We start from the raw sequence: 22,605 nt of genomic DNA on the forward strand, positions 1-22,605 counted from the left end.
ACTTTTTCTTATTGATGATAATTCTCTAGGAAACGCCCTAACTTTGTAATCGCTTCCTCCAACTGATTCACATAAGGCAAAGTGACAATTCGGAAGTGATCCGGTGAGTGCCAATTAAACCCTTTACCATGAACAAGCAACACTTTTTCTTGGCGGAGTAAATCCAACACCATTTTTTCATCACTGTGAACATTAAATTTTTTCACATCAATTTTCGGGAACATATAAAGTGCCCCCATAGGCTTCACGCAACTAATGCCGGGAATTTGCGTGATCAACTCATAGGCTTTATTGCGTTGTGCCAATAAACGACCGCCCGGCAAAATAAATTCATTAATACTTTGATAACCGCCTAACGCTGTCTGAATCGCATGCTGCATTGGTACATTGGCACACAAACGCATTGAAGCCAGCATATCCAAGCCTTCAATATAGCCTTTCGCATGATTTTTCGGACCATTTAGAATCATCCAACCTTGACGGAAACCGGCGACACGGTAAGCTTTCGATAAACCATTAAAAGTCACTGTTAATAAATCAGGTGCTAATGCCGCAATATGATGATGAACAGCATCATCATATAAAATTTTGTCGTAAATTTCGTCCGCAAAAATAATCAGATTATGTTGACGAGCCACTTCCACAATTTCTTCCAACAAGGCTTTGCTATATACCGCACCGGTTGGGTTGTTCGGGTTGATAACCACAATGGCTTTGGTTTTGCCATTCACTTTCGCCTTAATATCAGCAATATCAGGGAACCAATCCGATTCCTCATCACACAAATAATGCACGGCTTTACCACCGGAGAGGGTCACTGCAGCGGTCCATAATGGATAGTCAGGCATTGGTACTAAGACTTCATCACCATCATTTAATAAGGCTTGCATTGCCATAGTAATCAGCTCAGACACGCCATTGCCAATATAGACATCGTTCACCGTTGAGCCTTGGATGCCCTTTGATTGATAATATTGCACAATGGCTTTACGGGCAGAATACAATCCTTTGGAATCACAATAACCTTGTGCGGAAGGCAAATTACGCAGCACATCTACCAAAATTTCATCCGGTGCTTCAAAACCAAATGGCGCAGGATTACCAATATTTAATTTTAAAATTTTATTGCCTTCTTCTTCCAAACGGAGCGCTTCTTTGTGTACCGGTCCGCGAATGTCATAACAAACATGTTCCAATTTATCGGATTTGGGGAATAATCGCATATCTAATTCCTTTTATTTTTGTGCAAAGTGCTTTGGGTCTGTGAACACCTAATTTACGCTGAATTTTCAATCTTGAAAAGATTTTGTAAAAAAATTTTTTGTAACAAGCAAACTGCGGTAGAATATTGGATAATTTTTACTATAAATTTAAATAATTTCTAATGGGTAGTTTAGAGCAAGCTGCAAACCAATTAAGTTTGCAAATTGAGGGCTATTTGCGGCAAGAAAAAAAGGATATGGCATGTTTCCGAATGGAGATCACTAATGTCAATTTATTGGCATGGCTAAAAGCCCAGCACACTTATCCACAATTTTATTTGCATTTTCGTGACGAAAATAAGCGCTTCGCTGCTATCGGTCAAGTGCGGTCATTTTCTCAGCTTAATTTAGCCCAAACTTTTATTGAGGAACATCATTTCCCCCTTATAGGCGGTTTACAATTTCAGGGAAGCGGGCAATTTATTTTGCCTTTGCTATTGTTAGAAGAAAATGAAAACACCACCACTATTAGTTGTTTTGTGGAAGACAAAACCTCTGCACAAATCGCATTGAAACAATTAAAAACTTTGCCAAAAACAACCGCACTTTGCGCACTCCCGAAACAAATTCCCTTACATACCGAGCAACGGGCAAATAAACAAATGTGGTGCGATTGGGTCAATCAAGCTCTGTATGAAATAAAACAGGGAGAGCTTACTAAGCTTGTTTTAGCTAATGAAACGGTTTTTTATTTAAAACAAGCCATCAATCCCTATGATTTCCTTGCGGAAAGTGAACGTCAAAATCATGGGTGCTACCATTTTTTATGGGCTGAAAATCCTCATTCAACATTTATGGGTTCAACACCGGAACGCTTATTTGCCCGTGAATACAATCTGTTTTTAACGGAAGCCCTTGCCGGCACAGCACCGATTACGGCTGATCCAGAAGAAAATCAGCAACAAGCAGAATGGTTATTAAATGATGAAAAAAATTTGAACGAAAACTGGCTTGTGGTGCAAGATATTTCACAAAATATTCATTCTATGGTGGAATCTTTTGACGTCAGCGAAGTAGAACTCAAGCCTTTGCGTAAAGTCCAGCATTTGTTGCGAAAAATTCGGGCAAATTTGACCGCACATTATCGGGATTCTACACTACTCAAAGCGATTCACCCTACGGCTGCGGTTTCCGGTTTACCTCAACAACAAGCAAGAATAATCTTATCAGAAATTGAAACCTTCGATCGTGGTTGGTATGCGGGCACATTAGGATTGATGAGCGAGGCTTATACGGAATTTTGTGTGGCAATCCGCTCTGCTTTTATTGAGGGAAATCGGATTCGAGTCTTTGCCGGCGCGGGGATTGTTGAAGGCTCCGAACCTTTAGCAGAGTGGAAAGAAATTGAACGTAAGGCATCGGGATTAATATCCCTTTTTGCAGAAAATAATTATGGAGAAAAAGAATGTCTGTAAGCGTGTTTAATCGTTGTTGGTCAAAAGTGATTTTAGAAACCTTGGTACGCCAAGGCATTTCCCATTTCTGTATTGCGCCCGGTTCACGTTCAACCCCTTTAACACTTGAAGCCGTACGCTTACAAAATGCCGGTCGCGCCGCCTGTTATAGCCATTTTGATGAGCGTGGTTTAGGCTTTTTTGCCCTTGGTATTGCCAAATCCACCCAATCGCCTGTGGCAATTATCGTTACCTCAGGTACGGCTGCGGCAAACCTTTATCCGGCAATTATTGAAGCACGCCAAAGCGGTGTTGGACTCGTTGTTTTAACAGCAGATCGTCCGCCTGAACTATGGGAATGCGGTGCAAATCAAGCCATCTTGCAACAAAATATGTTTGGCGACTATCCTGTTGCCAATGTAAACCTGCCAAAGCCAAATACGGACTATTCCGTACAATGGTTAGTCTCCTTGCTTGAACAAGCAATATTTCAGCAAACACAACAGGGTGGCGTAGTTCATATTAATGTGCCTTTTGCCGAACCGCTTTACGAAGCTTCGGAAAATGCTATCGACACACATCCTTGGCTACAACCTCTTCAACGTTGGCTTTCACACAATAAGCCTTGGATCAACCATGAATCCCAACAGCAAGAAGTGATGATGCATGAAAATTGGGATCACTGGCGTACCAAACGTGGGGTGATAGTAGTCGGACAACTCCCAATGGAACAAGCTATGGGCATTAATGCTTGGGCCACCACAATGGGCTGGGTGTTATTAACCGATATTCAATCCGGTGTGGAACCAATGACTCCTTATGCCGACATTTGGCTTGCCAACCAAACTGTTCGTGAAAAATTATTACAAGCAGATATAGTGATTCAATTCGGATCACGTTTTATCAGCAAACGTATTAACCAGTTTTTACAAACCTTCAAAGGTGAATTTTGGATTGTGGAACAAACGCAAAAAGCCGTTGATCCTTACCATCATACGCATACACGTTTTAATGCAAAAGCTCATCACTGGTTTCGAGCGCACCCTCCTCTTCGTCAAAAACCTTGGTTGTTGGAACCTCTTGCGTTATCAAAATTCTGCGCCGGTTTTATCGAACAACAAGTGGGTGGAAATTTAAACGAAGCCTCCCTTGCCCATCACATTGAACGAGTGTTGCCCTACAATGGGATCTTGTTCCTTGGCAATAGTTTATTTGTACGCCTTGTGGATGCTCTCACCAAACTTCCTGAAGGCTACCCGATTTATACCAATCGTGGTGCAAGCGGGATTGATGGTTTATTGGCGACGGCTGCCGGAATTGGCGTAGGCGCCAACCAACCCGTTGTAGCAATGATTGGTGACACCTCAACGTTATACGATCTCAATTCCCTTGCGCTTTTCAAAAATGTGATGCAACCGACTATTATCTTTGTAATCAACAATAATGGCGGTGCGATTTTTGATATGTTGCCGGTAGATGAAGAGGTCAAAGACCGTTTTTATCGCTTACCGCATAACGGCGATTTCTCACAAATTGCCGCAATGTTTGATATAAAATACGCTCACCCTTACACTTGGGCTGATTTAGGTAGTGTGTTAAAACAAGCCTATACCCGCCGTAAAACCACGCTGATTGAGATCAAAACAAATCCGAATGACGGTAGCAACATTTACAAACGTTTAATTGAACAAATCAGCCATGCGGTGATTGGCGCATAGGAAAATAAGGGTGTATTCCGCCCTTTGTTTTATGATGAATATTATTTTTCTCCATGGTCTTCTTGGCACCGCCTCCGATTGGCAAAAAGTCATCGAAAATCTACCGCACTTTCACTGTATTTCTATTGATTTACCCTTCCATGGCAAAGCAAAGGAAACCCCTGTCTATAGTTTTAACGACACAACTGAATATCTTTCTAAACAAATCCAAAGTGCGGTCAAAAACGAACCCTATTTTCTGGTGGGCTATTCCCTTGGCGGACGCATTGCCATGCACTACGCCTTACAAGCCAATGTTGAAAGGGGATGTTTACAAGCCGTTGTTTTGGAAGGGGCAAATTTAGGCTTAAAAACGGAGGAAGAAAAACAGGCTCGCTGGCAAAATGATACCCATTGGGCAAAGCGATTTACTTGTGAATCTCCTGAAAATGTGTTGGAGGATTGGTATAAACAGCCTGTGTTTTCCCATTTAACCGCTCATCAACAGGCAAAACTCGTTGAGAAACGAAAAACGAATTGTGGCGCTAACATTGGAAAAATGTTGCTTGCCACCAGTCTTGCCAAACAACCTGATTTCCGTGAAAAAGTGCGGTCAAGTTCTCTGCCGTTTTTTTATTTTTGCGGTGAGCAGGATCTCAAATTCCAAGCCCTTGCTCATTCTGAGCAACTCAATTTAACCACCATTCCTAATGCAGGGCATAACGCACATTTGGAAAATCCTCTCCTATTTGCTAAAAAACTTGAGAATATTATTTTAGAAATTGCTCAATTTTAAAGGAAATGCTAGGATTTAAGCCTTTGTATTTATAAAGTTTTTTATCTTACATTTTCTAAGGAAAGCAATATGACAGCACAACTTCGCAATAATCCGATGAAGGTGGCGCTTGCCTCAATGGTCGGTACAGCAATTGAATTTTTTGATTATTATATCTATGCGGCAGCTGCCGTGCTGGTGTTCAATACCCAGTTTTTCCATAGCGATGATCCCCTTTCAAATGATCTTCTTTCCCTTTCAACCCTAGCCTTAGCCTTTTTTGCCCGCCCTATCGGCTCGGCATTATTTGGACACTTTGGAGATAAAATCGGACGTAAAAAAACCCTTGTCGCCTCTCTCCTGCTTATGGGAGGCTCCACAGTGATTATCGGTTTATTGCCCAACTATGCTCAAATTGGTATTTGGGCACCGATTTTGCTTTGTATTTGTCGCGTAGGACAAGGCATCGGTCTTGGCGGAGAATGGGGTGGGGCGGCTTTAGTTGCAACAGAAAATGCACCGGAAGGCAAACGTGCATGGTACGGTACATTTCCACAGTTAGGCGCTCCTATCGGTTTATTTGTTGCTAATGGTACTTTCTTCTTAGTAAGCTATTTTTGGGGTCAAGAAGCACTGGTTGAATGGGCTTGGCGAATTCCTTTTATCTCTTCCGTACTATTGGTATTTGTCGGCTTATACGTTCGTTTAACCCTACATGAAAGCCATGTTTTCATTGAAGCAGAACAAAAAGGTAAAAAATTAAACGCACCGGTGAGTGTCGTATTTACTAAGCACTTAAAACCTATGGTGATTGGAACATTCATTATGGTTGCAACCTATTCACTTTTCTACATTATGACCGCCTTTGCACAAGCCTATTCACGTACCGCACCAAATCTTTCCGAAGCCGGTCATCCTCTCGGATTAGGGATTCCGGCAAATACCTTTACAGGTTTACTATTAATCAGCGCTATTGTTTTCGGTATTTTTATTAGTATTTCCGGTATTTATGCCGATAAAATCGGGCGTCGTAAATGGCTGATTTGGGTTACGCTCGCCATTGGCGTACTTGGGTTATCTATGCCCGTGTTCTTACAAAACGGCACACCAATCAGCGTATTCGCTTTCCTTGTCATCGGTATGGCAATAATGGGGATGACTTTTGGTCCAATGGCTGCACTATTACCTGAATTATTCCCAACTGAAGTGCGCTATTCCGGTGCGTCTCTTGCCTATAACTTGGCTTCTATTATTGGTGCAACCATTGCTGCCATGATCTCATTGAAAATCAACGCTTCATTTGGTGTCATGGGTGTAGGGATTTATTTGGCGATTAATGCATTAATGACCTTGTTGGCATTACTTGCTTCGAAAGAAACAAAAAACGTTGATCTAACCCAAATTTAATGGTTCATAAAAACACAAATGCCAAGGTAGCAACACCTTGGCATTTTTTCCTAAAAAATCGCTTTAAAAATGACCGTATTTCTATTCAAATGAATCTTTTAAACGCTCATCTGCACGACGGGATTCCCCTTTATGCTGTAATTTATTTAACTGACGCTCCAATTTTTCTTCCACTTCATTGATTGCTTTATACATATCATCAGCCGTTGCAGTAGCAATTAAATTACCAAGTGGCGTACCAATGGAAGCCTCAACGGAAAAACCATTCGGCACCTTATTTAACACAAAATGGGGGTTAATTAATTGTGTATGCCATTTTTCCAATTTAGCTAAACGGTTTTCCACATGTTCACGAATTGCAGGGGTGATTTCCATTTGTTTGCTGGTGATATTTAATGTCATAACATTTACCTCTTTGCGTTGTTAAGAACCTTTCGGTTCGGTTTGAACTAATATCAAAATAGCCCCCTGAACAGGCTTTTTCAAGTCATTTCTGTATGAAAAAAATAAGTAATATTAAAAAATATGATCTAGATCCCATTTATAAATATTACTTGTTTTCTTTTCATAAAATATTGTTACTATAACCAGCTGTAAGAAAAAAGGATGCCTCAGCATCCTTTTCGTTTTTCTATTAAACTAAAGCACGTCATCTCGTCCATGATGATTGATTTTTAAACGAGCAAAATAATCTTTAGTTTCTTCAATCACAACTTTACGTAATCCGATTAATGCAATTAAATTTGGAAATGCCATTAAACCATTAACAATATCCGCTAAAATCCAGATCAAATCTAATTTTAAGAATGAGCCGATCCCCACCAAAATAATAAATATCAAGCGATATAAACGAATACCACGTGTTCCAACCAAATACACGAAACAGCGTTCACCGTAATAACACCAACCTAAAATAGTCGTGAATGCAAAAAATAATAAACCTACGGTAACAACAGTTGCGCCTAAATCTAATCCTAGCCCCTGTGCAAATGCAGCATTAGTAACTGCTGCACCGGCAAGTTCGGAATTGCTCCATGCTCCGGTCAAAACCAATACAATGCCGCTCATCGAACACACAATAATGGTATCTAAAAATGTTCCGGTCATTGAAATAAGACCTTGACGAACCGGCTCTCGTGTTTGTGCAGCAGCAGCGGCAATAGGCGCACTCCCTAAACCGGATTCATTGGAGAAAATCCCCCTTGCCACTCCCGATTGAATGGCTTTCATTACCGTAAAACCTAATATGCCACCCAGTGCCGATTGCGGATCAAAGGCACTACGAATAATCAACATCACGGCATTCGGTACCCGTTCCCAATTTAATAAAATGATAATTGTTGATACAAGTACATAAGAAATCGCCATAAAAGGCACAATGATCGACGATGCAGTGGCAATGCGTTTTACACCGCCTAGAATAATCATTGCCACTAACACCGTCACCACAACAGCAGTGATAATGACCGGAATATGAAAAGTATCTTCCATGGCGTGCGTAATTGCATTCACTTGTGGAAATGTGCCGATACCGAAAAACGCCACCAACACACCAAACACCGCAAACATCTTGGCAAGCCATTTGATGCCTAAACCAAGCTCAATATAATACATTGGCCCACCTGACATAAACCCCCGGCGATCTTTCACCCGATATTTTACCGCCAGTAAACATTCCGCATACTTCGTCGCCATACCAAGCAATGCCACCAGCCACATCCAAAAGATCGCACCGGGTCCCCCAGCCTGTACAGCTGTCGCCACACCGACAATATTCCCCGTTCCGATTGTTGCTGCTAAAGCGGTACTGAGTGCAGCAAAAGAAGACACATCCCCCTTTCCGCCACGTTCTTTTTTAAACAAATAACTAATCGCAAGGGGTAAATAACGGATTTGAATGAAACCTAAACGTAAAGTGAAATAAAGCCCCGTTCCCGATAATAAAATCAGTAACGGTGGCCCCCAAATGAAACTATCAATAGCAGATAAAATTGTCGTAAATGACATTGTGATTCCTCGTCGTCTAAAAAAACAAAAATGCGACAAGGAGACGAAAAGCATCCGTGAAAAGAAATAAAATACAGATTGTCTTTCAGCCCCTGTCCTTTTGCCTGAGCGTTTGGAAAACGGCGTGAAAAACCACCGCTCTTTTGCGCCTTCGGCGTCCATTTACAGCATTCTGCAATGGATCTCTCCAAGGGTTCGTCCAGTAACAGTCCCTGCACTTACGCGCGCCTGAAAGATTTTACATCGTCGGCGTAGGGTTCATTCCCTACTCTCCAGCTACCTTCATCCGAACTCATTTTCCCTGATACGTCAGGAAAAACGGGGCGGATTCTAGCAAAATCAAGAAAATTGATCAATGTAATACCATGATTTTAACAGAGCCAGCTCACACAATATTTGAGATTCACAATGACATTTTTGATTATTTTTTAACCTAAAAAGTCTCTATGATTTTTAACGCTAATAAAACAATTACATAGTAGAATAAAAAGAGTGATTAATTTTTCAGGAAATCTAAAATGTGGTTGCTGTTTGATCTTAATAAGAATAATAGAAAAGAAATCAAAAAAGAAATTTTAAATTACTTGGGCAAAAACAAGGTTATTCCGCTAAAAAATCTTGAAGAAGTAACAGAAAAAGGAGAAATTTTACCTAACCTAGATAAAGATTTTAATGCTGAAATTAGAATTTAGCTACCAAATATCCTCTATCAATATATTACTGAAAATGGTTACTCTGTTGCAAATAGCATCCGAGAAATTTTAATTGAACATTGTTACGGAAAAATTGCGGTACAGCAAATGCGTAGAAAATATTTTGATAAAAATTATGAGAGAAAAATTAAATTTCCGACTTCAGAAAATAAAGTAAATTTAGAAATGCCTATTTTAGGAAAGAAAAATATCCCTTCTAAAATTGCCTGTCATAAAAAACTAAAAAATGATTTAGAAAAATTAGCCAACCTAAATAATTGCACCTTATCAGAGTATATTCGTGATGTTTTATATAAGCATTATTTTGGTAATGGGTTTGTAACAAATCTTGATTTAGCAGAAGAAGATGAGCCGATAGAATAATTTTATTTAATAAAATATAGGACTAAAAAATAAATAAATCACTTGAATTTATAGATGGTTTATATATTAATCACTAGTATTTTTTGGAAATTTTAATTTACTCTTATCATCTATGCCGCATTTAACTATTTTAAAATCTAATGAACTAATGTGGACTGCATTAGATTTTGTACAATTTTTATTGTAGTAATCGGAGGTCTAATGTGTTTATTTTGGTGATTATTATAATGAAAGAAAAAATTATTTGTGGTATTTTAAATCTATTTATTATTATCGCGGTTTTATTTGCATTCACAAATTATCCTCAGATACATTGGTATGACTTAGTCAGTTGTTCTAAGGCTTGTAATCTAAATCTCCAAGAATCCTGTGATAATCTACAAAAAATGAATAATAAAGGAATGTACTAATGGATGACATAGTTAGATCCTTTAAAAATATCTTTAATTTCTCAGGAAGAGCAACAAGAAAAGAATTTATATTTTTTGTTTTTCTTTATTTTATACTTACTCGAATTTCACTATTCTTTATTATTTTTAAATTACCAGAAATATATCCACCCCTTAATTTTGACTCTCTATTAGATCTACTAGGGATTATAGAGCCTCTATTTATTAGAATCCCTGTTTTATTTATTTTCATTAGGCGTTCTCATGATGTGGGCATATCAGGTGGATTAGCTATTTTTATTTACTTACTAAATATTGCTTATAATTATCTTTCTGATTATATAGTTGCTATTTATGACCAATTGATAGGTTACTCATTCCCATATGAATATCTTATATTTATTGGGTTATTTATATACTTAGCTTGCAGTCCAAGTGATGTTGAAAATGAATATGGTCTACCTAAATGATGAAATCTAAAATATTAATATCACTCTCTGCTTTATCTTTAGCAATATTACCTTCTTATTCTTACCAAAGTAAGATGTTCAGATTTTTCCACTCAAGAGGGAGCACAAGCCTATATGGTAAGATATGGATTAACTTCTTTAGATAGGGATGGGGAAGCCTGTGAATGTTTACCCAGTGGAAACAAATATGGTTCGAGTGTATGTAAATGCCGTTAATTAGCACCGCATTCTAAAGTGTTAGAACAATCATCAAAATCTAATGCAACAAAAAAGGGTGGATATATTCCACCCTTTGAAGTTTAAAATTACAAAATTTCTTTCGCTGTCGTCACCACATTATCCACGGTGAAGCCGAACAATTTGAATAATTGATCTGCCGGTGCAGATTCACCGAATGAATTCATCCCTACAATACGGCCGCCGAAGCCTACGTATTTGTACCAGAAATCAGAAATGCCCGCTTCAATCGCTACGCGTTTGGTCACAGAAGAAGGCAAGACACTTTCACGGTATGCTTCATCTTGTTTGTCGAAACGGTTGGTGCTTGGCATTGAAACCACACGCACGTTTTTACCTTCTGCTGCAAGCACGTCTGCCGCTTTGATCGCAAGTTCCACTTCAGAACCTGTCGCAATCAAAATTAAATCCGCTGTACCGTTGCTGTCTTTTAAGATATATGCACCGCGCGCCACATTGGCTAATTGCTCGGAAGTGCGGTCAATTTGCGCCAAGTTTTGACGGGTGAAAATTAATGCACTAGGGCCATCTTGACGTTCTACCGCTTGTTGCCATGCCACTGCTGATTCCACTTGGTCGCACGGACGCCATGTTTCAAGATTCGGAATTAAACGCAATGCGGCTGTTTGTTCTACCGGTTGATGGGTTGGACCGTCTTCCCCTAAACCGATGGAATCGTGGGTATAAACAAAGAGGTTGCGTAATTTCATTAATGCCGCCATACGTACTGCGTTATGGGCATATTCGTAGAACATTAAGAAAGTTGCACCATAAGGAATGAAACCACCATGTAAAGCGATACCATTCATGATGGCTGACATACCGAATTCACGCACCCCGTAGTTGATGTAGTTTCCGCCAACGTTTTCATGGGCACGGATTGGTTTCGAACCGCTCCATAAGGTGAGGTTGGAGCTTGCTAAATCTGCCGAACCGCCTAAAAACTCAGGTAATACCTGAGCATAGGCTTCAATGGCATTCTGTGAGGCTTTGCGGCTTGCAATGCTCACCGGGTTAGCTTGTAATTTTTCAATGAAGGCTTGTGAGTATTTTGACCAATCTGTCGGTAATTCGCCTGCCATACGACGTTTAAATTCAGCCGCCAGCTCCGGATAGGCTTTTTCGTAAGCAGCAAATTTTTCTTCCCAAGATTTTTCCGCTTCAGCCCCTTTCGCTTTTGCATCCCACTCCGCATAGTATTCCGCCGGAATTTCAAACGGTGCATAATCCCAATTTAAAGCTTGGCGGGTTAAAGCGATTTCTTCATCACCTAAAGGTGCACCATGGCTGTCGTGAGAGTTTGCTTTATTTGGTGAGCCAAAACCGATAATAGTTTTGCAAATAATTAAAGTCGGTTTTTCTTTTTCCCCTTGAGCGAGAAGGGTCGCCGCACGAATTTGTTCCGCATCATGACCATCTACATTACGAATCACCTGCCAGCCGTAAGCTTCAAAACGGGCTGCGGTATCATCACTGAACCAGCCGTCAACGTGGCCATCAATGGAAATATTGTTGTCATCATAGAAAGCGATTAATTTCCCTAAACCGAGCGTACCCGCTAAAGAGCAAGCCTCGTGAGAAACACCTTCCATCAAACAGCCGTCACCTAAGAATACATAAGTGGAGTGATCGACAATGTCATGACCTTCACGGTTAAATTGACCACCTAAGGTTTTTTCAGCAATCGCCATACCTACTGCATTGGTGATACCTTGCCCTAGCGGGCCTGTTGTGGTTTCAACACCCGGTGCATAACCATACTCAGGATGACCCGGAGTTTTAGAATGTAATTGTCGGAACTGTTTTAAATCTTCAATGGAAAGATCATAGCCTGTTAAATGTAACAAGCTGTAAATCAACATCGAACCATGTCCGTTGGATAAAACAAAACGGTCGCGATCCGCCCATTTCGGATTGGTTGGATTATGTTTTAAAAAATCACGCCATAATACTTCGGCAATATCTGCCATCCCCATTGGGGCACCAGGGTGACCTGATTTTGCTTTCTGTACCGCATCCATAGATAAGAAACGGATTGCGTTGGCTAATTGTCTGCGAGTTGCCATATTGTTCTCCTGTATAAAGTAAGTTTTTACGTATTCTACCTTATTTATTTCGTCATTTAGGCAAAATAATTGAAATTTTATGCAATAGCGCTGAACTATCGTAAGTTACACTCTTCGCCGTCTTTGACGATACCGTTGAATATTAGATTTAATTGGTAAATTAACCAGTTTTTTAGGTTCATTTGATTTACGATAAGCACGACGATAATGACTTAAAAAATAGTGAATGGAACTCGCCAATACTACGCCTAATAAAAATACCACAATCAACTCACCGTATAGTTGACGAAAAATTTGATTAATTTTACCTTGGGAAGTTTGCGCATACTGACCATCAAAGGTTACACGCAAAAAACCTTGAATACCTAAATTAGAATAAATCGGCTCAACAATTTGTTGCCCAGTGTTTTTCTCCTCATTAGTTTCAAGCCCTAAACGTAAACGCAAACTTTCCGACTCGGTACTTTGTGCCAATAATTTTCCTTGTGCGTTATAAATTGAAGCATCCAACACAAAATGTTCCTGCACAAAATTATCTAAGTTTTCCGTCAGTTTTTCAGCTTCAGCATTATTCACCAACAATACGGAAAACAAATTAGCCTGTTGACGCACAAGGATATGGGATAAATTAGCCACCTGATTCACATTAGCAAACTGCGATCCTATTTTAAATTGCTGAACACCAAACAAAATGACCGCCAACGCACCAGAACAAAAGATCAAAATCAGCACCAGCATCACTGATTTGGTTAATTTTTCTTTAATTAAATGCAAGTTATTTTTCCCCAATTCGCCCTTAAATCGGCTAGAATAGTTTTAATTTTTACAATTTACAGGATTTTCTATGCAAATTCAAAACCTTGCAAGTATTACACAAAAATACCCAACATTTCCGACCGCACTTTTGCCCGATTCTTCCCTTGCCTTATTAGAAGATAATTTCATTCTCTATAGTACACAACTAAACCTTTCCGCACTCACTCAATTTCAGCAAAAGTGCGGTCAAAATTTTCAGTGTTTTGATGCTTGGAATGTGGCTAAAAATACGATCGTTTTACTTAAAGGTAAATGGCAGGATACATTCCTTGCTATTGCACACGGGCTAGGTTTAGACATTGCCCCACTGAACTTCAAGGCTAAGTTATCGGAAAAAGGATTATTAGTGATGGATATGGATTCCACCGCAATCCAAATTGAATGTATTGATGAAATCGCTAAACTTGCCGGTACGGGTGAATTAGTCTCCGCCATTACCGAAAGTGCGATGCGGGGCGAACTGGATTTTGAACAGAGTTTACGTCGCCGAGTCAGCACATTAAAAGATGCACCGGAAAGTATTTTACAAGAGGTACGATCAAATTTGCCCTTAATGCCCGGTTTGCAGGAAACTCTCCAAACCTTACAAGAACATGGCTGGAAAACCGCTATTGCCTCCGGCGGTTTCACTTACTTCGCCGATTATTTGAAAGATTTATTGAAATTAGACTGCGCCGTCTCCAATCAATTTGATATTGTGGATGGCAAGCTCACAGGTTTAGTTAAAGGTGATGTTGTGGATGCGCAATATAAAGCCCACACGCTTCAACGTTTACGAGATGAATACCATATTGAGCCTGAAAATACCATTGCTATTGGCGATGGTGCAAATGATTTAGCGATGATGAATGTAGCGGGATTAGGGGTCGCTTTCCACGCAAAGCCCAAAGTGCAACAACAAGCACAAATTGTGGTAAACTTTGCCGACTTGACCGCACTTTTATGTCTTTTAAGTGCAAGAGAGAGAATTTAACGTTAATGGGAGAAAATTATGCCATCTTTTGATATTGTTTCTGAAATTACGATGCACGAAGTACGTAACGCCGTAGAAAATGCAAACCGTGTATTAAGTACACGCTATGATTTCCGTGGTGTGGAAGCCGTGATTGAACTCAATGAAAAAAATGAAACTGTAAAAGTAACGACGGAATCCGAGTTTCAACTTGAACAGCTGATCGAAATCTTAATTGGTGCATTCGTTAAGCGTGGTATTGAACACGGTTCATTGGATATTCCGACGGAAAGTGAACACCACGGTAAACTTTACACCAAAGAAATAAAATTAAAACAGGGTATCGAAACCGAGATGGCGAAGAAAATCACAAAATTAGTGAAGGATTCTAAAATTAAAGTTCAAGCCCAAATCCAAGGCGATCAAGTGCGGGTCACCGGAAAATCCCGCGATGATTTACAAGCCGTGATTCAACTGGTGAAAGGCGCAGAGCTGGGGCAACCATTCCAGTTTAATAATTTTAGAGATTAATTCTTTTACCCAAGAAAAAGTGCGGTCAGAAAAATATTTGAATTTCTGACCGCACTTTTTATTTACTTTATCCGTTAAGCAAATCTAACCTTGGCTTCCGCAATAGCTTCTGCCACGCGTAATGGTGAAACACCGCCTTTCGCACAACGTTTATCCAAACAGGATTGAAGGGAAAGAATATCATACACATCATCCCCCACCACTTCGCTAAACTGACGGAATTCCGGAATAGTCAAATCTTCCAATCCCTTACCTTTCTCAATGGCATAAACCACTGTTTCCCCTACAATATGATGAGAATCACGGAACGGCACGCCTTTTGCCACAAGATAATCCGCCAGTTCGGTAGCATTGGAATAGCCTTTTAAGGCTGCTTCACGGGTGCGTTCAACATTCACTTTTAATTCATCCAGCACAAAGGTCGCCATATCGACACAATCTTGCCAAGTATCAAGGGCATCAAAAATCCCTTCTTTGTCTTCCTGCATATCTTTATTGTAAGCGAGCGGTAAGCCCTTTAACGTCATCAACATACCGGTTAAAGCCCCCATTACTCGCCCAGCTTTGCCACGAATCAATTCGCAGGCATCGGGATTTTTCTTTTGCGGCATAAGAGATGAACCGGATGTCACCCGATCCGATAATTCCACAAAATTCGCTTCGCCACTGTTAAAAATGATCATATCTTCCGCAAAACGGGAAAGATGCGCCATACTTAGAGAGGCTGTAGAAAGTAATTCCACGATATGATCACGATCCGATACGCTGTCCAAACTATTGCGGGTGGCAAAACTAAATCCTAAATCCTGAGCCAACGCATCACGATCGACCGCATAAGCTGTTCCAGCCAGAGCACCACTACCGAGCGGGCAAGTGTTCATACGATTATAGGCATCCGTTAAACGGGTATAATCCCGATCAAACATTTCCACATAAGCCATACACCAATGGGCGAAAGTGATAGGCTGTGCACGCTGTAAATGCGTATAGCCCGGCATCACGGCTTCTTGTGTATTTTCAGCAGTTTGAACTAAATGACGTTGCAAATTCCGAATCGAATTCTGTAGTTCAACCACACGTTGTTTACACCACATTTTAATATCAAGTGCGACCTGATCGTTACGACTACGCCCGGTATGCAATTTCTTGCCAAGATTACCCACTTTATCAATCAGTTTACTTTCTACCCAACTGTGAATATCTTCCGCTTCATCTTGTAAAATCGCTTGCGGATTTGACCGCACTTCGATCAATAATTCGTTTAATGCTTGTTCTAATTGCTGCTGTTCCTCTGGCGTTAATACATTCACTTTGACTAACGCTTTCGACCAACCAATCGATCCTTCAATGTCCTGTTCGGCTAGACGATAATCAAAACGTAAAGAATCATTAAAATCTTTAAAACGTTTATCCGCTGCTTGTGTAAAACGCCCACCCCAAAGTGCCATAATATCCTCTTTTTTACTATCAATAGACCCAAAGTGCGGTCAAAATATATCAGTTTTTTAAAGGCGTCATTCTATCAATTCCCCTAAAATAAGTGAAATATTTTAAAAATCATCGGTATATCCAGTTTATAAAATGAGACAATTTATGGATAATTTAAGACAAATCGTCTAATAACTTTGGCTTAATTATCTTAAAATCCAAGCCTGATTTATCATTAATAATTAGGAGTTATCTATGCAAGCTTTGATTGAATTTATTGCTAGAATTATTGCCCCTTGGCAACGTCAATTTATCAATTTTATCCGTATTGCCATTTTCATTGTTATGGCTTGGATTGGCGGTTTAAAAGCCTTCCAATATGAAGCTGACGGTATCGCTCATTTCGTATCAAACAGCCCTTTTATGAGCTTTTTTTACAATAACAGCGATAAATACGCACCGAACGAAAAAGGCGAAATGGTTAAAGAATATGTTTTGCACAAAAACCCGGAAGGGAAAATGGTTCAAAAAAATATTGAATGGCATAAGCAAAACGGTACTTATACCTTCTCTTACGGATTAGGCGTGGTGATTGTAACTATCGGCATTTTAACCTTGATGGGAATTTGGAATGCCAACATCGGGTTGATTGGGGGGCTATTGACCTTTGGTATGTCAATTGTTACGCTCTCATTCCTAATAACCACACCGGAAACTTGGGTGCCTAATTTAGGCGGTGATTTGCCTACGCCAAATTACGGTTTCCCTTATTTATCCGCTGCAGGACGCTTAATCTTAAAAGATATTATTATGATGGCGGGCGGATTAACCGTAGCGGCAGAATGTGCAAATCGAATCCTACGTAGAAAAGCGGGCGGATTGGCTTAATAAAATATACAATGCAAAAAATAGGGAGTTGGCTCCCTATTTTTATTTATAGAGGTAAGTAATGGATATTCTCGATCAACTCATGAAATTTGCTCAAATATCCGGGAGCATTAATGTTCAATGTAAATTACAAGACGCTTGGTATATTCGCCATGAACGACAGTCTTGTCATGGCATTGTGCATATTGTTTCGCAAGGACAGGGATATTTACATATTGATGGCGTTGAGCGGGTGATAAAACTGAAGACTAACGATGTAGTGTTTCTCCCTCACTCATTAGGTCATTCCTTAACGCACCAGCCTAACTACGAGGGTTCGAGCAAAATAAAGACTATTTCTAACGGTGCATTTACTTTGAAACAATGTGGCGGTGAATCGCCTGATTTAAGCTTATTTTGTGCCAATTTTACTTATGATAAACAATCAGAATTATTTAATAACCTTCCTGAAGTTATTTTATTAAATTTGCAAGATGCTTCTTTAAAGCCGTTACTGGAAATATTGCAACGGGAAGCAGACGGTTATCAAGCCGGTTCCGAAAATATTATTAATGCTTTACTCAGTGTATTGCTCACCTTATTAATTCGCACCTATTTACAACAAGATAATGCGCAGCTTAACGGATTGTTAAACGGATTACGCGATAAGCGTCTTTACAATGTGATATCGAACATCATTGCGAAACCTGAGCAGAATTGGAAAATTGAAACGCTTTGTCATATAGCTAATCTATCCAGAGCTCAGCTTATACGGTTATTTAATCAGCAAATCGGTGTCAGTCCTTATAATTTTGTCAATCATATTAGATTACAAAAAGCAGCGGAATTACTTAAACATTCCCAACAATCCGTACTCAGTATTGCGTTAAATTGCGGTTTTCAGTCGGAAAGTAATTTTGGTAAAGCATTTAAAAAATATTATAAATTCACACCAGGACAATATCGGAAAAGTAAATAAATTTACAAAAGTTTGTCGCAAAAACTAGACAGTATGTAGTTTTAGTGATACCTTACGCAAAAATTTTAGGATGATATTCCACTATTCAATTCAATTAACTCAACTCTTAATAATTCCAACAATTATTCATTATGCATTTAACAGAACTTAAAAATACGCCAGTTTCGGATCTTGTGAAACTCGGCGAGGAGCAAATGGGCTTAGAAAATTTGGCCCGCTTGCGTAAACAAGATATTGTCTTTGCTATCTTAAAACAACACGCTAAAAGCGGCGAAGATATTTTTGGTGGTGGCGTGTTAGAAATTCTACCCGATGGGTTTGGTTTTCTCCGTTCTGCCGATAGTTCCTACCTTGCCGGTCCTGACGATATTTATGTTTCACCAAGCCAAATTCGTCGTTTCAATCTCCAAACCGGAGATAAAATTGAAGGCAAAATTCGACCGCCTAAAGAGGGTGAACGCTATTTTGCCCTGCTTAAAGTAGATCAAGTCAATGACGACAAACCTGAAGTTTCCCGCAGCAAAATTCTCTTTGAAAACTTAACACCTCTTCATGCCAATTCCCGTCTAAAAATGGAAAGAGGCAACGGTTCAACCGAAGATTTAACCGCCCGTATTTTGGATTTAGCCTCACCTATTGGTAAAGGTCAGCGTGGTTTGATTGTCGCACCACCAAAAGCGGGAAAAACAATGCTCTTGCAAAATATTGCTCAAAGCATCACCCACAATTATCCGGAATGTGAACTCATCGTCTTGTTAATTGATGAACGGCCTGAAGAAGTAACCGAAATGCAACGCTCAGTAAAAGGAGAGGTAATCGCCTCTACCTTTGACGAACCGGCTGCCCGTCATGTTCAAGTGGCGGAAATGGTAATCGAAAAAGCAAAACGCTCTGTCGAACATAAAAAAGATGTGGTGATTTTACTTGATTCCATTACCCGTTTAGCTCGAGCTTATAATACGGTCACACCGGCTTCCGGTAAGATTTTATCCGGTGGTGTGGATGCCAATGCGTTACATCGTCCTAAACGCTTCTTCGGTGCTGCACGTAATGTAGAAGAGGGCGGTAGTTTAACCATTATTGCGACCGCACTTGTGGATACCGGTTCAAAAATGGATGAAGTGATTTTCGAGGAATTTAAAGGAACGGGTAATATGGAACTCCATCTTTCCCGTAAAATTGCTGAAAAACGCGTATTCCCTGCTATTGACTTCAACCGCTCAGGAACACGTAAAGAGGACTTACTCACCACACCTGATGAGCTACAAAAAATGTGGATTCTTCGTAAAATTCTTAATCCTATGGGAGAGGTAGAAGCAATGGAATGGCTCATTGATAAACTCGGTGTAGCAAAAACCAACGAAGAATTTTTCGAAATAATGAAACGTTCATAATGGCGTTGCTAGCGCTAAACAATAACAAAATACAAAAAAGGGAAACTTAAGTTTCCCTTTCTATTTTACAATTATAAGATTCGTTGAAAAATAATCTCACCAACTAACTTTTATATTAACTTAACCCTACTTTTCTGCGCATTTTTCGCATCAGTAAAAACACCCACGGCCACAATATACCTGAAGCGATAGCACCAAAAATTTCTTGCCAATTAAAAACCGCGCTATGTAAAAATAATTCCACAAGAAAAATAGCAAAACGGATAGAAAAAACAAAAATAATCACCAATAGACTTTGAAACCATAAGGAAAGGTTACGAAGCACCAAATAATTTTTAGCAATAAAGTAAAAAGCAACTGAAAGTACCAAAGCATGAATACCCAAAGTGGAACCAAGCACGATATCCCAAATTACACCGAGTAAAAAAGCAATACCAATACTCACTTTGTTAGGAATAGCTAATGCCCAATAGGTTAGCACTAAAACTAACCAAGAGGGTTTAAAGGCTTGAAAGCCGATTGGCCAAGGTGCAAGTTCCATAACAAGCGAGACAACAAAGAATAAGATGATCATTACCCATTGCAAAATTAAGCGCATTTGCATTAGCCTTCCTCCCTATATTCCTTTTGTTCCGGTGAAACCGGCTCATCTTGCAGTGTCTCAGTTGGAATTTCAGGCTCAATTTCTTCTTTATTATTTTCGGTCTTTGGTTCTTGTTCCTCAATAATTTTCATTTTACGCACTTTATTATTTACTTCATTGGCTTGGCTTTTCAACCGTTTTTGTACAAGCTCACGCACTTCTTCCGGTGACATAGACTTTACTTTCGATATATCCAAGGTGCTTGGCCAAAGTAAAAGCACGTAACGTAAACGCTCTAAAGATGCGAGCGGTTTGGCTTTTACCGTTGCGAAATAATTTGCTCCATCACGTGATACACTTTGCACCACAGCTACGGGATAACCTTCAAGAAAACGCCCCCCTAAACCGGATGTCACCAATAAATCGCCTTTTTCAATATCTACTGAGCGCGGTACATTATCAAGCGTAAGTTCATCGGTATGCCCTGTTCCACTGGCAATCACACGTACATCATTACGCAGCACTTGGACAGGAATGGAATGAGTCACATCCGTCATCAACAATACTCGACTGGTATTAGCTCCTACAGAGATAATTTGTCCAATCACGCCTTTTTCATCAATGACAGATTGCCCGACATAAGCACCGTCTTTTTCTCCCTGATTAATCACAATTTGCTGGCGATATATATCGGTTTCTGCGGTCAGCACTTCTGCAATTTTTTTATATTCATCGCTTCTTAGTGGCGAATTAAGTAATAAACGTAAACGCTGGTTTTCGACTTTAATCTGATCTAACAACAATAAGTCCGCATTTTTTTCACGGAGCTGTTCACGTAACACTTTATTTTCAATTTGCAGTTTGTTGGTATCGACAAAATTATCCGATACGCCGTCTAATACTGTACGTGGGCTATTTGCCAAATAATACAAACTGCCCACAGCGGTTTCCATCATACTGCGAACTTTATTCATGGAATCCTGTCCATCCGCCAAAATAAGGCTGACAGATGCAATCACTGCAAGAGCCAGGCGTAATCCTAAAGGGGGAGATTTACCAAAAATCGGTTTCATTAAAATACCTAATCCATTAATGGCTTAAAGCAAAAGTGCGGTCAAAATCAACCGCACTTTTCATTGATGAGAAATTAGATTTCATCGCTAAAAATATCGCCACCATGCATATCGATCATTTCTAACGCTTCACCACCGCCACGCGCCACACATGTAAGAGGTTCTTCGGCAATAATCGTTGGTACACCTGACTCACGCGCTAGTAAAATATCAATATTGCGCAATAATGCACCGCCACCGGTCAAAACCATCCCACGCTCAAAAATATCCGCCGCATGCTCCGGCTGACATTCTTCAAGTGCAGTACGCACTGCCGCAACAATACCGTTTAGCGGCTGTTGAATGGCTTCCAAGACATCACGAGAAGTTAATTTGAAAGAACGAGGCGCACCTTCGGCAAGGTTATGACCATGCACTTCCATTTCTTTGATTTCATCCCCTTCCTGAATATAAGCCGTACCGATTTCCTGCTTAATCCGTTCTGCCGTAGGTTCTCCGATAACAGAACCAAAAGTACGGCGAACATAAGAAATAATGGCTTCATCAAAGCGGTCGCCACCAATGCGGACAGAAGAAGAATAGACAATACCGTTTAAAGAAATCACGGCGACTTCGGTAGTTCCCCCACCGATATCGATCACCATTGAACCAACCGCAGTCGAAACCGGTAGTTTTGCACCGATTGCCGCCGCCATCGGTTCTTCAATTAAATAGACATCACGAGCCCCTGCGCCAATCGCCGATTCTTTAATCGCACGGCGTTCAACCTGTGTTGCGCCTGCCGGCACGCATACCAATACACGGGGGCTTGGACGCATAAAGTTGCCACTATGAACCTGTTTAATGAAATACTGCAACATTTTTTCGGTTACAAAAAAGTCTGCGATTACCCCATCTTTCATCGGGCGAATCGCCACAATGCTTTTTGGCGTACGTCCCAACATTTGTTTCGCTTCTTTACCGACTGCGGCAATGCTTTTCAATGCGCCCATACGATCTTGACGGATCGCCACCACAGAAGGTTCATCGAGTACAATTCCCTGCCCTTTTACATAAATCAGGGTATTTGCCGTACCTAAATCGATAGAAAGATCATTTGAAAATAAACCGCGTATTTTTTTAAATAACATAATAATTCCGTTAATTTGAATTGATTAAAAATTTACTCATATTTGAATACACAAAAAATTGTGCTAAATGTA

At 40.0% G+C, this 22,605-nt stretch carries 21 protein-coding genes and 1 riboswitch; of the genes, 12 read left to right on the forward strand and 9 right to left on the reverse strand.

Annotation, left to right across the window (positions count from 1 at the left end; translation table 11 throughout):
• Positions 1 to 8: 8 nt before the first annotated feature.
• Positions 9 to 1,223: a pyridoxal phosphate-dependent aminotransferase gene (locus A3GE_RS0100760; protein ID WP_018355375.1), complete on the reverse strand. Its 1,215-nt coding sequence runs from the start codon at positions 1,221 to 1,223 to the stop codon at positions 9 to 11.
• 161 nt (positions 1,224 to 1,384) lie between these two features.
• On the opposite strand from A3GE_RS0100760, the gene A3GE_RS0100765 reads away from it, so the two are divergent.
• The 4 genes from A3GE_RS0100765 (at position 1,385) to A3GE_RS0100780 (ending at position 6,535) form a co-directional block, all read left to right on the forward strand.
• Positions 1,385 to 2,677: an isochorismate synthase gene (locus tag A3GE_RS0100765; RefSeq protein WP_018355376.1), complete on the forward strand. Its 1,293-nt coding sequence runs from the start codon at positions 1,385 to 1,387 to the stop codon at positions 2,675 to 2,677.
• The gene (menD, locus tag A3GE_RS0100770; RefSeq protein WP_018355377.1) at positions 2,668 to 4,374 is read left to right on the forward strand and encodes a 2-succinyl-5-enolpyruvyl-6-hydroxy-3-cyclohexene-1-carboxylic-acid synthase; all 1,707 of its coding nucleotides are present in this window, start codon (positions 2,668 to 2,670) and stop codon (positions 4,372 to 4,374) included. The genes A3GE_RS0100765 and menD overlap by 10 nt, the downstream gene beginning before the upstream one ends.
• Positions 4,375 to 4,405: 31 nt before the next feature.
• The gene (gene menH, locus A3GE_RS0100775; RefSeq protein WP_018355378.1) at positions 4,406 to 5,149 is read left to right on the forward strand and encodes a 2-succinyl-6-hydroxy-2,4-cyclohexadiene-1-carboxylate synthase; all 744 of its coding nucleotides are present in this window, start codon (positions 4,406 to 4,408) and stop codon (positions 5,147 to 5,149) included.
• A gap of 69 nt (positions 5,150 to 5,218) precedes the next feature.
• Positions 5,219 to 6,535 (forward strand): MFS transporter, encoded by a 1,317-nt coding sequence (locus tag A3GE_RS0100780; protein WP_018355379.1) that lies wholly within the window; start codon positions 5,219 to 5,221, stop codon positions 6,533 to 6,535.
• Positions 6,536 to 6,616: 81 nt separating this feature from the next.
• On the opposite strand, the gene raiA is transcribed toward A3GE_RS0100780, so the two are convergent.
• Both raiA and A3GE_RS0100790 read right to left on the reverse strand, forming a co-directional pair.
• On the reverse strand, positions 6,617 to 6,937 hold the full coding sequence (gene raiA / locus A3GE_RS0100785; RefSeq protein ID WP_018355380.1) for a ribosome-associated translation inhibitor RaiA: 321 nt from the start codon (positions 6,935 to 6,937) through the stop codon (positions 6,617 to 6,619).
• Positions 6,938 to 7,174: 237 nt separating this feature from the next.
• Entirely contained in the window at positions 7,175 to 8,542 is a 1,368-nt protein-coding gene (locus A3GE_RS0100790) for an alanine/glycine:cation symporter family protein (RefSeq protein WP_018355381.1), read from the reverse strand.
• Positions 8,543 to 8,624: 82 nt separating this feature from the next.
• Positions 8,625 to 8,743: riboswitch (glycine riboswitch) on the reverse strand.
• Positions 8,744 to 9,060: 317 nt separating this feature from the next.
• Between A3GE_RS0100790 and A3GE_RS12105 the strand changes: the two genes are divergently transcribed.
• The 3 genes from A3GE_RS12105 (at position 9,061) to A3GE_RS0100810 (ending at position 10,477) form a co-directional block, all read left to right on the forward strand.
• Complete coding sequence (locus A3GE_RS12105) at positions 9,061 to 9,234, forward strand: hypothetical protein (protein ID WP_018355382.1); 174 nt, start codon at positions 9,061 to 9,063, stop codon at positions 9,232 to 9,234.
• 108 nt (positions 9,235 to 9,342) lie between these two features.
• A complete protein-coding gene (locus tag A3GE_RS0100800) occupies positions 9,343 to 9,618 on the forward strand; it encodes a hypothetical protein (protein ID WP_018355383.1) in 276 nt (91 codons plus the stop codon).
• A gap of 409 nt (positions 9,619 to 10,027) precedes the next feature.
• Positions 10,028 to 10,477 carry a DUF805 domain-containing protein gene (locus A3GE_RS0100810; protein WP_018355385.1) on the forward strand — a complete coding sequence of 150 codons (450 nt, stop codon included), beginning with the start codon at positions 10,028 to 10,030 and terminating at the stop codon, positions 10,475 to 10,477.
• A 305-nt stretch (positions 10,478 to 10,782) separates the two neighbouring features.
• On the opposite strand, the gene tkt is transcribed toward A3GE_RS0100810, so the two are convergent.
• A complete protein-coding gene (gene tkt / locus A3GE_RS0100815) occupies positions 10,783 to 12,780 on the reverse strand; it encodes a transketolase (protein ID WP_018355386.1) in 1,998 nt (665 codons plus the stop codon).
• A gap of 105 nt (positions 12,781 to 12,885) precedes the next feature.
• On the reverse strand, positions 12,886 to 13,554 hold the full coding sequence (locus A3GE_RS0100820; protein ID WP_018355387.1) for a YtjB family periplasmic protein: 669 nt from the start codon (positions 13,552 to 13,554) through the stop codon (positions 12,886 to 12,888).
• Between the two features lie 70 nt (positions 13,555 to 13,624).
• Here A3GE_RS0100820 and serB point away from each other — a divergent pair, with 70 nt between their 5' ends.
• Together serB and A3GE_RS0100830 are read left to right on the forward strand one after the other, a co-directional pair.
• Positions 13,625 to 14,569 carry a phosphoserine phosphatase gene (gene serB / locus A3GE_RS0100825; protein ID WP_018355388.1) on the forward strand — a complete coding sequence of 315 codons (945 nt, stop codon included), beginning with the start codon at positions 13,625 to 13,627 and terminating at the stop codon, positions 14,567 to 14,569.
• 18 nt (positions 14,570 to 14,587) lie between these two features.
• Positions 14,588 to 15,079, forward strand: coding sequence for a YajQ family cyclic di-GMP-binding protein (locus A3GE_RS0100830; protein WP_018355389.1), 492 nt, complete (start codon positions 14,588 to 14,590; stop codon positions 15,077 to 15,079).
• A gap of 74 nt (positions 15,080 to 15,153) precedes the next feature.
• On the opposite strand, the gene argH is transcribed toward A3GE_RS0100830, so the two are convergent.
• Positions 15,154 to 16,527 carry an argininosuccinate lyase gene (argH, locus tag A3GE_RS0100835; protein WP_018355390.1) on the reverse strand — a complete coding sequence of 458 codons (1,374 nt, stop codon included), beginning with the start codon at positions 16,525 to 16,527 and terminating at the stop codon, positions 15,154 to 15,156.
• A gap of 235 nt (positions 16,528 to 16,762) precedes the next feature.
• Between argH and A3GE_RS0100840 the strand changes: the two genes are divergently transcribed.
• The 3 genes from A3GE_RS0100840 to rho all read left to right on the forward strand — a co-directional run bounded on the left by A3GE_RS0100840 (position 16,763) and on the right by rho (position 19,747).
• On the forward strand, positions 16,763 to 17,395 hold the full coding sequence (locus A3GE_RS0100840) for a DUF417 family protein (RefSeq protein WP_018355391.1): 633 nt from the start codon (positions 16,763 to 16,765) through the stop codon (positions 17,393 to 17,395).
• Between the two features lie 61 nt (positions 17,396 to 17,456).
• On the forward strand, positions 17,457 to 18,353 hold the full coding sequence (locus A3GE_RS0100845) for an AraC family transcriptional regulator (RefSeq protein WP_018355392.1): 897 nt from the start codon (positions 17,457 to 17,459) through the stop codon (positions 18,351 to 18,353).
• Positions 18,354 to 18,484: 131 nt separating this feature from the next.
• A complete protein-coding gene (rho, locus tag A3GE_RS0100850) occupies positions 18,485 to 19,747 on the forward strand; it encodes a transcription termination factor Rho (RefSeq protein ID WP_018355393.1) in 1,263 nt (420 codons plus the stop codon).
• 115 nt (positions 19,748 to 19,862) lie between these two features.
• On the opposite strand, the gene mreD is transcribed toward rho, so the two are convergent.
• The 3 genes from mreD to A3GE_RS0100865 form a co-directional block, all read right to left on the reverse strand.
• Positions 19,863 to 20,351, reverse strand: coding sequence for a rod shape-determining protein MreD (gene mreD / locus A3GE_RS0100855; protein ID WP_018355394.1), 489 nt, complete (start codon positions 20,349 to 20,351; stop codon positions 19,863 to 19,865).
• Positions 20,351 to 21,403, reverse strand: coding sequence for a rod shape-determining protein MreC (gene mreC, locus A3GE_RS0100860; RefSeq protein WP_018355395.1), 1,053 nt, complete (start codon positions 21,401 to 21,403; stop codon positions 20,351 to 20,353). Before mreC ends, mreD begins: the two co-directional genes overlap by 1 nt.
• A gap of 74 nt (positions 21,404 to 21,477) precedes the next feature.
• Positions 21,478 to 22,533, reverse strand: a complete 1,056-nt coding sequence (locus tag A3GE_RS0100865; protein ID WP_018355396.1) for a rod shape-determining protein — start codon at positions 22,531 to 22,533, stop codon at positions 21,478 to 21,480.
• Positions 22,534 to 22,605: the final 72 nt, after the last annotated feature.

The organism is Rodentibacter pneumotropicus DSM 21403, assembly GCF_000379905.1.
Lineage (GTDB): Bacteria > Pseudomonadota > Gammaproteobacteria > Enterobacterales > Pasteurellaceae > Rodentibacter > Rodentibacter pneumotropicus.

Bases quoted from the DNA above. Each gene is read 5' to 3' on its own strand.
- A3GE_RS0100760 (WP_018355375.1), bottom strand. From the start codon at position 1,223: ATGCGATTATTCCCCAAATCCGATAAATTGGAACATGTTTGTTATGAC.
- A3GE_RS0100765 (WP_018355376.1), top strand. From the start codon at position 1,385: ATGGGTAGTTTAGAGCAAGCTGCAAACCAATTAAGTTTGCAAATTGAG.
- menD (WP_018355377.1), top strand. From the start codon at position 2,668: ATGTCTGTAAGCGTGTTTAATCGTTGTTGGTCAAAAGTGATTTTAGAA.
- menH (WP_018355378.1), top strand. From the start codon at position 4,406: ATGATGAATATTATTTTTCTCCATGGTCTTCTTGGCACCGCCTCCGAT.
- A3GE_RS0100780 (WP_018355379.1), top strand. From the start codon at position 5,219: ATGACAGCACAACTTCGCAATAATCCGATGAAGGTGGCGCTTGCCTCA.
- raiA (WP_018355380.1), bottom strand. From the start codon at position 6,937: ATGACATTAAATATCACCAGCAAACAAATGGAAATCACCCCTGCAATT.
- A3GE_RS0100790 (WP_018355381.1), bottom strand. From the start codon at position 8,542: ATGTCATTTACGACAATTTTATCTGCTATTGATAGTTTCATTTGGGGG.
- A3GE_RS12105 (WP_018355382.1), top strand. From the start codon at position 9,061: ATGTGGTTGCTGTTTGATCTTAATAAGAATAATAGAAAAGAAATCAAA.
- A3GE_RS0100800 (WP_018355383.1), top strand. From the start codon at position 9,343: ATGCGTAGAAAATATTTTGATAAAAATTATGAGAGAAAAATTAAATTT.
- A3GE_RS0100810 (WP_018355385.1), top strand. From the start codon at position 10,028: ATGGATGACATAGTTAGATCCTTTAAAAATATCTTTAATTTCTCAGGA.
- tkt (WP_018355386.1), bottom strand. From the start codon at position 12,780: ATGGCAACTCGCAGACAATTAGCCAACGCAATCCGTTTCTTATCTATG.
- serB (WP_018355388.1), top strand. From the start codon at position 13,625: ATGCAAATTCAAAACCTTGCAAGTATTACACAAAAATACCCAACATTT.
- A3GE_RS0100830 (WP_018355389.1), top strand. From the start codon at position 14,588: ATGCCATCTTTTGATATTGTTTCTGAAATTACGATGCACGAAGTACGT.
- argH (WP_018355390.1), bottom strand. From the start codon at position 16,527: ATGGCACTTTGGGGTGGGCGTTTTACACAAGCAGCGGATAAACGTTTT.
- A3GE_RS0100840 (WP_018355391.1), top strand. From the start codon at position 16,763: ATGCAAGCTTTGATTGAATTTATTGCTAGAATTATTGCCCCTTGGCAA.
- A3GE_RS0100845 (WP_018355392.1), top strand. From the start codon at position 17,457: ATGGATATTCTCGATCAACTCATGAAATTTGCTCAAATATCCGGGAGC.
- rho (WP_018355393.1), top strand. From the start codon at position 18,485: ATGCATTTAACAGAACTTAAAAATACGCCAGTTTCGGATCTTGTGAAA.
- mreD (WP_018355394.1), bottom strand. From the start codon at position 20,351: ATGCAAATGCGCTTAATTTTGCAATGGGTAATGATCATCTTATTCTTT.
- mreC (WP_018355395.1), bottom strand. From the start codon at position 21,403: ATGAAACCGATTTTTGGTAAATCTCCCCCTTTAGGATTACGCCTGGCT.
- A3GE_RS0100865 (WP_018355396.1), bottom strand. From the start codon at position 22,533: ATGTTATTTAAAAAAATACGCGGTTTATTTTCAAATGATCTTTCTATC.